The organism is Glaciecola sp. KUL10 (assembly GCF_003203515.1).
GTDB lineage: Bacteria > Pseudomonadota > Gammaproteobacteria > Enterobacterales > Alteromonadaceae > Glaciecola.
This window is the reverse complement of the sequence record NZ_BGNG01000001.1, coordinates 250,191-262,261: the sequence shown is the minus strand read 5'-3', so window position 1 is coordinate 262,261 and position 12,071 is coordinate 250,191. Positions and strand designations below refer to the sequence as shown.

General features: G+C 40.6%; 13 protein-coding genes and 1 tRNA gene. 9 read left to right on the top strand and 5 right to left on the bottom strand.

The window, feature by feature from the left end:
- Positions 1–40: 40 nt before the first annotated feature.
- The 6 genes from lrp to serS all read left to right on the top strand — a co-directional run bounded on the left by lrp (position 41) and on the right by serS (position 6,897).
- Complete coding sequence (lrp, locus tag KUL10_RS01265; RefSeq protein ID WP_110427571.1) at positions 41–526, top strand: leucine-responsive transcriptional regulator Lrp; 486 nt, start codon at positions 41–43, stop codon at positions 524–526.
- A 261-nt stretch (positions 527–787) separates the two neighbouring features.
- Complete coding sequence (locus tag KUL10_RS18980; RefSeq protein WP_110427098.1) at positions 788–3,223, top strand: DNA translocase FtsK; 2,436 nt, start codon at positions 788–790, stop codon at positions 3,221–3,223.
- A 2-nt stretch (positions 3,224–3,225) separates the two neighbouring features.
- On the top strand, positions 3,226–3,912 hold the full coding sequence (gene lolA, locus KUL10_RS01255) for an outer membrane lipoprotein chaperone LolA (protein ID WP_110427097.1): 687 nt from the start codon (positions 3,226–3,228) through the stop codon (positions 3,910–3,912).
- A complete protein-coding gene (locus KUL10_RS01250) occupies positions 3,913–5,202 on the top strand; it encodes a replication-associated recombination protein A (protein ID WP_110427096.1) in 1,290 nt (429 codons plus the stop codon).
- 10 nt (positions 5,203–5,212) lie between these two features.
- The gene (gene crcB, locus KUL10_RS01245) at positions 5,213–5,590 is read left to right on the top strand and encodes a fluoride efflux transporter CrcB (protein WP_110427095.1); all 378 of its coding nucleotides are present in this window, start codon (positions 5,213–5,215) and stop codon (positions 5,588–5,590) included.
- 8 nt (positions 5,591–5,598) lie between these two features.
- The gene (serS, locus tag KUL10_RS01240) at positions 5,599–6,897 is read left to right on the top strand and encodes a serine--tRNA ligase (RefSeq protein ID WP_110427094.1); all 1,299 of its coding nucleotides are present in this window, start codon (positions 5,599–5,601) and stop codon (positions 6,895–6,897) included.
- 5 nt (positions 6,898–6,902) lie between these two features.
- Here the strand turns inward: serS and KUL10_RS01235 are convergent, their stop codons facing one another.
- Genes KUL10_RS01235 through KUL10_RS01215 form a run of 5 tightly spaced genes read right to left on the bottom strand, consistent with a single transcriptional unit; the run spans position 6,903 to position 8,992 of the window.
- Positions 6,903–7,241: a TusE/DsrC/DsvC family sulfur relay protein gene (locus tag KUL10_RS01235; RefSeq protein WP_110427093.1), complete on the bottom strand. Its 339-nt coding sequence runs from the start codon at positions 7,239–7,241 to the stop codon at positions 6,903–6,905.
- 11 nt (positions 7,242–7,252) lie between these two features.
- Entirely contained in the window at positions 7,253–7,513 is a 261-nt protein-coding gene (locus KUL10_RS01230) for a hypothetical protein (RefSeq protein ID WP_110427092.1), read from the bottom strand.
- 2 nt (positions 7,514–7,515) lie between these two features.
- Complete coding sequence (gene tusC, locus KUL10_RS01225) at positions 7,516–7,875, bottom strand: sulfurtransferase complex subunit TusC (RefSeq protein ID WP_110427091.1); 360 nt, start codon at positions 7,873–7,875, stop codon at positions 7,516–7,518.
- The gene (gene tusD, locus KUL10_RS01220) at positions 7,875–8,267 is read right to left on the bottom strand and encodes a sulfurtransferase complex subunit TusD (protein WP_110427090.1); all 393 of its coding nucleotides are present in this window, start codon (positions 8,265–8,267) and stop codon (positions 7,875–7,877) included. The genes tusC and tusD overlap by 1 nt, the downstream gene beginning before the upstream one ends.
- A 56-nt stretch (positions 8,268–8,323) precedes the next feature.
- Positions 8,324–8,992: a Bax inhibitor-1/YccA family protein gene (locus KUL10_RS01215; RefSeq protein ID WP_110427089.1), complete on the bottom strand. Its 669-nt coding sequence runs from the start codon at positions 8,990–8,992 to the stop codon at positions 8,324–8,326.
- A 221-nt stretch (positions 8,993–9,213) separates the two neighbouring features.
- On the opposite strand from KUL10_RS01215, the gene KUL10_RS01210 reads away from it, so the two are divergent.
- From KUL10_RS01210 to uvrC, 3 genes are all read left to right on the top strand, one after another.
- Positions 9,214–9,305 (top strand) — tRNA-Ser (locus KUL10_RS01210).
- Positions 9,306–9,570: 265 nt separating this feature from the next.
- A complete protein-coding gene (gene uvrY / locus KUL10_RS01205; protein WP_110427088.1) occupies positions 9,571–10,212 on the top strand; it encodes a UvrY/SirA/GacA family response regulator transcription factor in 642 nt (213 codons plus the stop codon).
- The gene (gene uvrC / locus KUL10_RS01200; protein WP_110427087.1) at positions 10,212–12,044 is read left to right on the top strand and encodes an excinuclease ABC subunit UvrC; all 1,833 of its coding nucleotides are present in this window, start codon (positions 10,212–10,214) and stop codon (positions 12,042–12,044) included. The genes uvrY and uvrC overlap by 1 nt, the downstream gene beginning before the upstream one ends.
- Positions 12,045–12,071 lie beyond the last annotated feature (27 nt).

The window sequence follows — 12,071 nt, the reverse complement described above, 5'->3', positions numbered from 1 at the left end:
AATTAATATATTGCTTAATACGTATTTTGAAGAATTTAATATGCTTGTAAAAACCCCGAAACACATCGATCGATTAGATAGAAAAATACTGATTGCGCTTCAAAGAAATGGAAAGATATCAAATGTTGAATTGTCACAACAAGTTGGACTAAGCCCTAGCCCCTGCCTTGAAAGAGTAAAGAGGTTAGAGCAGCAGGGTTATATCAAAGGTTATGTCGCACTACTTAACCCTGAAATGCTAGGTGCAGCTATGCTAGTGTTTGTAGAAATTACCTTGAGTAAAACCTCTGTTGATATCTTTGCAGAATTTTCTGCGGCAGTGCAAGACCAAGATGATATTCAAGAGTGTCACTTAGTTTCTGGTAATTTTGATTTTTTATTAAAAGCACGTGTTGCTGATATGTCTAGTTATCGAAAACTATTAGGCGATACACTACTAAGGTTGCCTGGAGTAAGTGAATCAAGAACCTATGTCGTAATGGAAGAAGTCAAACACAGCAACGCTATAAAAATTAGCGAAAAGTAACGAATCGGTTTTTGATTCAATGTTGATTTTATTCAGTTTAGTGCAGTTTAATTCTAGGGCACGACAGCAATAGCGACTATGTTCCTTTACGTCGATTGTGTTATTGTATAGTGATACAGAGGCTTAAACGCTAGATAGCACAACTAATAAGCAAACAACTTGTAGACCCAAATAAATAACAATATAAATAACAATAAAAACAAGCCTAAAAATATAATAATAGTTCGGCTTAATAATTCTTAAAGAGAAAATGTAGGGGATATGGCGCGATTATCCGGTACACAGCGAATAATGGAAGTGGGGATCATGCTGTCATGCACCTGCGCTTTCTTTTTGCTCATAGCATTGGCTACTTTCCATCCAAGTGATCCGGGCTGGAGCCAAGCAGGCTTAAATAATGAAGTTAGCAATTTAATGGGCCCAATTGGCGCATGGGTTGCTGATATATTTTTGTTTACCTTCGGTATAACGGCATACACAGTGCCGTTCGTACTAGCTTTTTGTGGTTGGTATATTTTCTTACATATCAGAAACCCGAAGCAATTAGATTTTCTCACGATCTCACTTCGCATCATTGGCGCTTTGCTATTAGTCTTTGGGTTTACCGGTTTGGCGAGTATGAACTTTGATGATTTCTACTCAGTATCGGCTGGCGGTGCAATGGGTGATATTATAGGCGCTGCACTTGTTCCTCATTTTAGCTTCGTAGGGACCGTTCTCTTATTACTTTGCTTCTTTTGCACTGGATTTACGCTATCTACAGGCATTTCTTGGATTTCAATTATTGATAACCTAGGCGCTTTTACAATTACTCAAGCTAAAGCCGTCGCTAAATTACCCATTAAAGTTCAGCAACTTTCACTTCCTGATTTCTCAAGTAACAAATTAGAAGATCAATCCAATACGGAAACAGAGCAAGCTAGCAAACAAAAAGTCAATATTACGAGCCTTCGCGCAGAGCCACCAAAATCTACTTCATCTTCGAGTTTAAAAGAAACTCAAGCTTTTACGATTCCTGATACCGTGTTTGAAGTAGATGAAAGCCTAAACGCCAGTCCCGTCGAAAAGCCAACGATTGAAGTTAATCAACAACGTGCAAATACTGAATCGTCAAAAGCTTCAAAAGTACCGGATAAGATCCATGACTTAAAAGATGTAGAGCAAGCGGTCAGAGCCACTCAAGTTGATAAACCAGAAGTCATTGGTGAGATGCCTAGTTTTGACTTATTACAACGGGCTGACAAAGTTAAAAACCCCATTTCGCCAGACGAATTAGAGCAAGTTTCTCGCTTGCTAGAAGAGAAGTTACGAGATTTCAACGTCGAAGCGCAAGTAACAGATGTATTGCCTGGCCCTGTGATTACACGTTTTGAACTCGAGTTAGCGCCAGGTGTGAAAGTCAGTAAAATCACGTCTCTTTCAGTTGATTTAGCCCGAGCAATGTTAGCGACTCGGGTGCGTGTTGTTGAAGTCATCCCCGGCAAATCTGTCATTGGCTTAGAACTACCTAATAAGCATCGTGAAATGGTGCGACTGTCTGAAGTAATCAGTACCAACGAATTCCAAGATTCCAAATCTCCACTAACAATGGTATTGGGGGCTGATATATCAGGTAATCCTGTCGTGGTTGATTTAGGCAAAATGCCACATCTATTAGTGGCAGGTACGACAGGTTCTGGTAAATCTGTCGGCGTAAACGTCATGATTTTAAGTCTGTTATACAAGAGCACTCCCGAAGATGTGCGCTTAATCATGATTGACCCCAAAATGCTTGAGCTTTCTGTCTATGAAGGCATTCCACACCTACTTGCGGAAGTCGTTACGGATATGAAAGAAGCTTCTAATGCTTTACGCTGGTGTGTGGGCGAAATGGAAAGGCGTTATCGATTAATGTCTGCCTTAGGCGTTCGTAATTTAGCGGGCTACAACAAGAAAATTGCAGAAGCAAAAGCGAGTGGCGAACCCATTTTGGACCCACTTTGGAAGTCTGAAGAAAGCATGGAAGACAGTGCACCTGAATTGGATAAATTGCCTTCGATTGTTGTCGTAGTCGATGAATTTGCTGACATGATGATGATTGTTGGCAAAAAGGTAGAAGAGTTAATTGCACGAATTGCGCAAAAGGCTAGGGCTGCAGGCATACACCTTATTCTTGCAACCCAGCGTCCATCTGTAGATGTGATTACAGGGCTTATTAAAGCAAATATTCCAACTCGAATTGCATTTCAAGTATCGAGTAAAATAGACTCTCGTACCATTCTTGACCAACAAGGCGCAGAGTCATTACTTGGTATGGGGGACATGCTTTATAACCCGCCGGGCACAAGCATCACGACGCGAGTTCACGGGGCATTTGTTGATGATCACGAGGTTCATGCTGTTGTCGCAGATTGGAAAGCTAGGGGCGAACCTCAATATATTGACGAAATTTTAAATGGCGAATCAACGGGTGAGATTCTATTACCCGGTGAACAAGCTGAAAATGAAGACCAAGAATTTGATGCATTTTACGATGAAGCCGTTGCTTTTGTGACCCAAACGCGCAAGGCATCGGTGTCTAGTGTACAGCGTAAATTCAGAATTGGTTACAATAGAGCAGCTCGCTTAGTCGAACAAATGGAACAAAGTGGTGTCGTAAGTTCACCAGGGCATAACGGAAATCGAGAAGTGTTGGCCCAAGCACCGCCCAAGGATTAGAAATGAAATTACAAAACTGTTCAGCTTATGTCTTAACTACTTGTTTTGGTTTGTTTACTATTTTCAATGTGAACGTAGCACATGCATTGACCCAGCTTGAAGCCAGTGCAGTGGTCACAAACACTGCTTCAGTGAAACAAAAGCTACAAAATATCCTTGCAAAAACAAGCAATTATTCAGCTGAGTTTAAGCAAGAAATCATTGATAACGAAGGCAATCTATTACAGTCTGCAAGTGGACTTATTTCGTTGGCAAAACCAAATCAAATGAGATGGGAAACACAATTTCCAGATGAAACCGTATTGGTAGCGGACGGTAAAAGTGTATTTAACCTTGATTCAGCCGTAGAGCAGTTAACTATTTTCGAACAGCAAGATATTGGTCAAAATAATCCATTAATGTTACTGGTCAGTGATGACGAAGAGCAATGGAAACAAGTGACTGTCAGTCAAACGAGTACTCAAAATCAATATGCGATAGTAAGTGTTGATCCTACAAGTAATATTCGCTCTGTTTTATTGACGTTTAGCCAAGACACGCTGGTTTCTTTGGAGTCTGTCGATATCCAAGGGCAAGTTAACAAATTGGCTTTTGACAGTGTAAAAGTAAATCAAGCTATGAATCCAAATACCTTTAAAGTTGACGTGCCTGATTATTTCGTCATAGATGATCAACGCAGCCCTAGTTAAATGTCTTCTACCGCATTTGAGCCCCTAGCGAGTATTCTGCGCCCTCGCAGTTTTAAAGACTATGTTGGGCAGACACACCTAGTGGGTGATCAAGCGCCTATTCGAAAAATGGTTGAGCAAGGGCAATGCTACTCAATGTTACTTTGGGGACCGCCTGGTATCGGCAAAACATCACTTGTAGAAGTGCTAAAGCACGAGCTAGACGCGCAATTGATTTATTTATCCGCAATTAATTCCGGCGTTAAAGATATCAGAGCGGCAGTTGATGCCCCTGATGATTTGCTGAGCCAACGAAAAATTGTATTTGTTGATGAAATACACCGCTTTAATAAAGCCCAGCAAGACGCGTTTTTGCCATTTGTCGAAAGTGGAAAAATCATATTAATCGGTGCAACGACTGAGAATCCTAGCTTTTCAATTAATCGCGCACTCCTGTCACGAATGCGAGTGTTTATTTTAAACGCGCTAAGCGATCAAGAATTGGGCGATTTATTAGAAAAAGCAACCCAGCACCTTGAGCAACAAAAATCTGTTCAAATTAGCTTCGAAGAAGGCGTTAAAGCGTCTTTTATCTCTCACTCTGAGGGGGATGCACGTAGGTTGCTTTTGAGTCTAGAAATTGCGAGTGATTCGGCAAGCGATAATGTGATTACCCGAAAAATTGCCGCAATGTCGATGGGTGTCAAAACATTGAATTATGATAAAAATGGCGATGCGCACTATGATTTACTGTCAGCATTTCATAAATCAGTCCGCGGCTCTAGCCCTGACGGTGCCCTTTATTGGTTTGTTCGTCTTCTTGAAAGTGGGGGCGATATTCAAGCAATATCCAGACGTTTACTGGCAATTGCTTCTGAAGATATAGGCAATGCAGATCCCAAAGCATTACAAGTATGCTTAAACGCTTGGGACATCTATAACAGAGTCGGTGCAGCTGAAGGCGAGCGAGCCATTGCTCAAGCTGTTATATATTGTGCACTCGCACCAAAATCAAATGCGGTTTATAACGCTTTTAAGGCGGCAAAAAGGGATGTGGAGAATAACGCTGCCTTTGCCGTACCTAATCATCTAAGAAATGCACCAACAGCGCTAGCCAAAGAAATGAATCATGGTAAAAATTATCGCTATGCGCACAACGAAACACACGCATACGCAGCAGGCGAGCAATATTTACCTGAAGAATTGTCACAAACCAAGTACTATCAGCCCAGTGAGCGCGGTTTTGAAAAGACACTCAGTCAAAAAATGGCGTTTTTACGACAACTAGACGAACAACACCAACAAAAGTAAGGATACATGCGTGACTCCTTTTCAAACTTATTTAGCCATTTGCATTGGCGGTGCAATTGGAGCACCTCTTCGGTGGTATTTAGTGCAAATCACGACAAATTGGTTGGGAAAAGGCTTTCCCTTTGGTACTCTTGCCGTTAACGTGCTTGGCTCATTTGCGCTGGGTGTTTTGTACTCATTTATACATTACTCAGACTCCAATTCATGGTTAAAAGCGATGGTTGGAATTGGACTTTTAGGTGCGTTAACAACCTTTTCTACCTTTTCATTCGATACATATTTATTGATACAACAAGGTCAGTTAGGTAAAGCGATACTCAATATATTAATTAACGTTAGCCTTTGTGTATTTGCACTTTGGTTAGCACTACAACTATTTAAAGGATAAATTTTCCCATGTTAGATCCTCGCTTACTCAGAAGTGATATCGACGAAACCGCTGCAAAACTAGCACGCCGTGGCTTTTCGCTTGATGTTACTGCATACAATGAGTTAGAAGAAAAACGCAAAGCACTACAAATGGCCACTCAAGACTTACAAAACGAGCGTAACACACGTTCCAAAGCCATTGGTAAAGCAAAAGCGTCCGGTGAGGATATACAACCTTTATTAGATGAAGTCAGCGATTTAGGTGAACAGCTTACTCAAGCAAAAGAATCACTAGAGCATGTAATGAACGCTTTAAATATCTTTTATCAAGAAACGCCAAACATTCCAGCAGACGAAGTGCCTGAAGGCAAAGACGAAAACGATAACAAAGAAATATTGCTATGGGGCACACCACCAAGCTTTGATTTTGAAGTTAAAGATCATGCTGATCTAGGCGAAGCTTTGAAAAAAGGTCTAGATTTTAAGACGGCTGTTAAATTATCAGGTTCGCGCTTTGTCGTAATGCGTGGTGCGATTGCGAAAATGCACAGAGCACTTGCACAGTTTATGTTGGATTTGCACACTCAAGAGCATGGATACGAAGAAACCTACGTACCGTACCTAGTTAACTCTGATAGTTTGTATGGAACAGGGCAGTTACCTAAATTTGGAGAAGATCTATTCCATACTAAGCCAGCCACTGAGGAAGGCCAAGGAATGTCCTTGATTCCGACTGCTGAAGTGCCGTTAGCGAACATCGTTCGAGACGAAATCATCAATGATCAGGATCTTCCAATTAAACTAACGGCTCATACCCCTTGCTTTAGAAGTGAAGCAGGGTCTTATGGCCGTGATACTAAGGGCTTGATTAGACAGCATCAGTTTGAAAAAGTTGAAATGGTGCAAATTGTACATCCAGAGCACTCTATGCAAGCACTTGAAGAAATCACTCAGCATGCAGAAACAGTGCTTCAAAAGCTAAATTTGGCTTATCGTAAAGTGCTATTGTGTACGGGTGACATGGGCTTTGGGTCATGCAAGACTTACGACTTAGAAGTTTGGCTACCTGCACAAGATACTTATAGAGAAATATCTTCATGTTCAAACATGTGGGATTTTCAAGCGCGCAGAATGCAAGCTAGATATAAGACGAAAGACATGAAAAAGCCAGAACTGGTACATACTTTAAACGGCTCTGGACTTGCAGTTGGTAGAACACTAGTGGCGGTGCTAGAAAACTATCAGCAGGCAGACGGAAGTATAAAGGTACCAGATGCATTAGTACCTTATATGGGCGGTCAAACGCTTATCTCTGCGCAAGACTAAACTGATTAAAGGCATTTAGCAGGTTTTGGTAAACCTGCGATTAAAGTAGCCTGTTTAGCGGGTCCTTTTGGAAATAGTCGATACAAATATCGGCTATTTCCTCTTTCAGGCCCATATTTGTTTGACATCGCTTTTACCAATGCTCTAATTGCAGGGCTGGTGTCGTATTCGATATAAAATTCGCGCACAAAGTTAACGACTTCCCAACGCTCATCCGTCAATTCGATCTCATTTTTAGCTGCGATAAGCTCAGCCAACTCTGGTGACCAGTCGTCACTATTTAACAGGTAGCCCGCTTTATCTACGTTTATTTGCTTACCATTAAATTCCAAAACGTTACTCACGCTGATACCCCTCAATTAATAGTTAAACAAGGTTGCTGTTCAAAGAGCAGTTCTACAAGTTCAGCTCGATTGATTATCGCTAAGCCTTTGTCTAGCATTTGCGTATAGCACCCCAATCGAAGTGCGTCATCAGCGAGTATCAAGGTGTTTTCTTCCAAAGCGCATGAAAGGGCCATCAATACTGCTTCATTGCATAATACCAGTGTTGAATTTTGCTTTCGTGAATAAGACGTAAAGTGCTCAATATCGATTTTATTAAATAAAACTATCATGACTAAAACCGCAATACGTGTTGATGAGCATCTATTAAACGCTCTATGTCTGTTTGGTTTACCAAGGGCTTTGCAATTGTGCTAAGCGCACTTTCTTCAGGTAAAAGTTGATCAGCGCTTTGTTTGCAGTAATAAATATCTTCTATATCGAACATAGGTAAAGCCTTAATTCGCTTTTCGGTAAGCTGATTAACGGTTGCGTCTGTTTGTTGACCGAGCAGAAGCTGAAAGACACCGTGGCTCTCAAATAAAACGCTTACGCGTAACCCGACATTACTTGCCGCAAGCGCAGCATCTAAAGCATCATCTGCCTGTAAACCAGAGTAAGGTGTATGACTTGATACGATTAATATTTCGCTCATTAAAACTGTACCGAAATGGTGTCTGGTTCATCTTTTAAAACTGCGAAATAATCAGCCATACCGACTTGTTCAAAAGGAGTGGATAGATTACTCACTTGATCAGCATACTCAGCCTCATGACTGCCAAGCACACCTCGCTTTAAAGAAGCTGTTACGCACACTTTCAGGATTAATGCTTGCTCTTCAGCAAATTCTTTCCACTCTTTGTGAAGATTAAAAGTCGAGTTGTTCGCTTGATGTTGCGTCATTGCAATTGTCACAGCTTCAGAATAAAAAAACACTTGCCGTAATTGATGACCAGATTGAATAACTTGTTTGGCAAATAAAAGGGCATCCGCACATTGATGTGAGAGTGTGGGGGGTGAACTAACAAAAAGAGAAAATGATTTCATATAAACAAAAACACCCCTTAACGGGGTGTTTTTAAACTTAACCGTTGTTTTTGGTTTTAGTCATCGCCAGCAAGATTTAAAAGTGCAAGCAAAGACGTAAACAAATTGTATATGTTTAAGTATAGCGAAACTGTCGCAAGAATATAGTTTGTCTCACCGCCGTTCACAATGCGACTTGTGTCATACAAGATAAAACCAGACATCAAGAAGACGATAACCGCATTGATTGCAAGGTAACCAGCCATGCTAGGAACAAATAACATGATAAGGCTTGCTACAATCGCAAACACCAAACCAATCATCAAGAATCCGCCTAAGAAGCTAAAATCTTTCTTCGTCACTAATACATAAGCACTCAGAGTAAAGAAAATCAAAGCTGTCATACCTAGCGCTTGGAATATTAAACCACCCGCACCGGCAGCGACGTACATTGATAATGTTGGGCCTAAAGAAGCCCCCAATAAACCAGTGAATAAAAATACTAAACCAATGCCTGCAGAGCTGTTTGCTTTTTTATGCAAAATGAACAGTGTACCGAAAGCAGCAAGCATCATAATCAACGCTGTGCCGCGCCCAATCACCTCTGGTCCAAGCGCAAAAGAAACAAACGCAGTCACTGCACTAAAAGCAAGGGTCATAGCTAACAACATGTAAGTGTTGCGTAAAACTTTAGGGATTTCGATAGCAGAACTCTGACTAGCAGAATACACCGAACGATTTTCCATGATTAAAACTCCAGTATAAAAAAATAATTGAGTAAAACACTAGGGTATTACTTAGTGTAGTTTTATGGTGTTTAGTTCCATTTTTCAAGTACTATCGACTAAAAATAATCCATCCAATTGTAAAGTGCCGAAAAAATGGGCGTTCAGTTCAATTTAAGCAATTTTTTCGCATTAAGGGGTTTACAAGCATGCTCGGTATCATTAATATGCGCCCCACTTAAGGAGAGTTGGCAGAGTCCGGTTGAATGCACCTGACTTGAAATCAGACGAAGGGTCACACCTTCCGGGGGTTCGAATCCCTCACTCTCCGCCACATTACTAAAGCCCGATTAGCAATTGCTAACCGGGCTTTTTTCTTACGTTCAATTCAGCCATTTCGTAATAGAATCGCCTTATACCTCTTATAATTTGCTTGGCATTTAAGGCAAAGTTCAGTATCGTTCAAATCGATAAAGTAACAAAGCGCATCTTTCGATGCCGAATGTTATCCGTGGCTAAGATCGGAAATCCCGATGGAATGTCGTTTTAGTTTGTACACTCCATGTGCAACAAGTAGTTAGATTTATTGAGGCACCTACGTGATCAAGATTTTATTGGTTGATGACCATGAACTCGTAAGGACAGGGATCAGTCGAATTTTAAAGGATGTTAGAGATTTTGAAGTAATAGCATCTGTGGGCAGTGGTGAAGATGCGGTTGACTTCTGTCGCAAGAACCAACCCGACGTTGTAATGATGGACGTTAGCATGCCTGGCATCGGTGGTTTAGAGGCAACCAGAAAAATCATGCGTTATTGTTACAGCACAAAAGTACTGTGTTTATCAATGCACAAAGAAAACCCTATTCCGACTAAAATAATGCAAGCGGGAGCATATGGTTTCCTAACAAAAGATGCTGAACCTGAAGAAATGGTGAATGCTATTTATAAGGTACACTCTGGTCAAAAGTATGTTGCGCCTGATATCGCTCAAATGATAGCGTTAGGTCAACTGGATATGAATTCTGAAAATCCATTTGAATCACTGTCAGATAGAGAACTAGAAATAACTCTTATGCTGACACGAGGCGTTAGAGTGCCTGATATTGCGGAAAATCTAAACATTAGCCCCAAAACTGTTAATACCTATAGATATCGAATGTTTGAAAAACTTGGCATACAAAGTGATGTTGAACTAACGCATTTAGCATTAAGACATAAGCTTATTCAATCAAGCGCTTAATGGACAAAAATGAAAACGAAGTGTTCGATTCTGATCACTTCCTTAAGAACCTCAGTACCTCTCCCGGCGTTTATCGGATGTATAATGATAAACGAGAAGTAATTTACGTCGGCAAAGCTAAAAATTTAAAAAAACGCGTTAGCAGTTATTTTAGAAAAAACTTAGACAACACTAAAACACAGACCTTAGTTAACAACATCGCGCATATCGATGTAACCTTAGTTACAAGTGAAACTGAAGCGTTTTTATTAGAAAACAATTTTATAAAAAAGTATCGTCCTCGTTATAACGTAGTACTTCGGGATGATAAGTCTTACCCATTTATTTTGATAACTGACCATCAACATCCTAGACTTTCATTTCATAGGGGTAGCAAAAAATTAAAGGGGCAATACTTTGGCCCTTATCCAAGTGCATGGTCAGTTCGTGAGAGCCTCCGAACCATGCAAAAGATTTTTCCAATCAGGCAGTGTGAAGACAGTTATTATAGAGCGCGCTCCAGGCCATGTCTGCAGTATCAAATGCAAAGGTGTGCCGCACCTTGCGTAAAAGGGCATGTTTCAGATGAGGAATACTCAGAACAAGTAAAATTAGCCTCTTTATTTTTGAAGGGTAAAAATACCGAAGTGATTAACAAACTAATTGTCCGAATGGAGCAGGCTAGCGAATCACTTAATTTTGAAGCTGCAGCAAGATATCGTGACCAAATAAGTGCGCTAAAGAAAATACAAGAGCAACAGTTTGTTTCAGATACCCAAGAAGAATTAGACGTGTTTGGTTATGCGTTTAGAAATGGTATCGCCAGTATTCAAGGGTTGTTTATACGTGACAATCAACTACTTGGGAGTAAGTCTTTCTTTCCTAAAGTGCCTAAAGGATTTGAGCCCAATGAAGTGTTTCAATCATTTATTCTTCAATTTTATTTGGCGGGAAACAAGTCGATTCCTAAGCAAATTGTTTTACCTCTAAAGCTTGCTGAACAACCTGATATAGAAGCGCTTTTGAGTAAAGAAGCTGGATATAAAGTGAATTTTTATGAAGGCGTCAGAGATGAGAAAAGGCGTTATTTGCAACTTGCAAATAATAATGCGGACAATGCCCTTGAAACTCAACAAAACCAGCAAAAATCTATGTTTGCTCGTTATTTAGCACTAGAAGCCATCCTTGAACGAGACGAGCCAATTAAACGGATGGAGTGTTTCGATATAAGTCATACCTCTGGACAACAAACTGTCGCTTCTTGCGTTGTATTTAATAGAGATGGGCCGCTAAAATCTGATTATCGACTATATAACATAGAAGGTATTACTCCAGGTGATGATTACGCTGCAATGGGGCAAGCGCTTGCAAGGCGTTATAAATCATGGAGTGATGACGCCAAAATCCCAAGTATTTTGTTTATCGATGGTGGGAAAGGGCAGTTATCTCAAGCAGAAAAACACTTTGAATCATGGCCGGTAGAGCGAAAACCAATGCTTGTGGGTGTAGCGAAAGGTACAAGCCGAAAGCCTGGGTTAGAAACGCTTATTCTGTCAGGTTCGTATGAAACAGTTCCGGTAGAAAGCGATTCACCCGGTTTACACTTGGTTCAACACATTAGAGACGAATCACACCGATTTGCTATTGGCGGGCATCGAAATAGAAGACAAAAAGTAAAAACAACATCAACACTTGAGGGCATTCCCGGCATCGGACCTAAAAGGCGTCAAACTCTGTTAAAACATACTGGTGGTCTTCATGGTTTAAAAAAGGCGAGCAAAGAGGAAATATCAAAAGTGCCAGGAATAAGTATTGAGTTAGCAGATACGATTTATGATTATTTGCATTCGTAAGTTGATTATTTCTGTTACTATACCACC

Coding starts and splice junctions, on each gene's coding strand:
- KUL10_RS01215 (WP_110427089.1), bottom strand. CDS start 8,992: ATGGAAAATCGTTCGGTGTATTCTGCTAGTCAGAGTTCTGCTATCGAA.
- tusC (WP_110427091.1), bottom strand. CDS start 7,875: ATGAGCGAAATATTAATCGTATCAAGTCATACACCTTACTCTGGTTTA.
- lrp (WP_110427571.1), top strand. CDS start 41: ATGCTTGTAAAAACCCCGAAACACATCGATCGATTAGATAGAAAAATA.
- KUL10_RS01230 (WP_110427092.1), bottom strand. CDS start 7,513: ATGATAGTTTTATTTAATAAAATCGATATTGAGCACTTTACGTCTTAT.
- serS (WP_110427094.1), top strand. CDS start 5,599: ATGTTAGATCCTCGCTTACTCAGAAGTGATATCGACGAAACCGCTGCA.
- uvrC (WP_110427087.1), top strand. CDS start 10,212: ATGGACAAAAATGAAAACGAAGTGTTCGATTCTGATCACTTCCTTAAG.
- lolA (WP_110427097.1), top strand. CDS start 3,226: ATGAAATTACAAAACTGTTCAGCTTATGTCTTAACTACTTGTTTTGGT.
- KUL10_RS01250 (WP_110427096.1), top strand. CDS start 3,913: ATGTCTTCTACCGCATTTGAGCCCCTAGCGAGTATTCTGCGCCCTCGC.
- tusD (WP_110427090.1), bottom strand. CDS start 8,267: ATGAAATCATTTTCTCTTTTTGTTAGTTCACCCCCCACACTCTCACAT.
- KUL10_RS18980 (WP_110427098.1), top strand. CDS start 788: ATGGCGCGATTATCCGGTACACAGCGAATAATGGAAGTGGGGATCATG.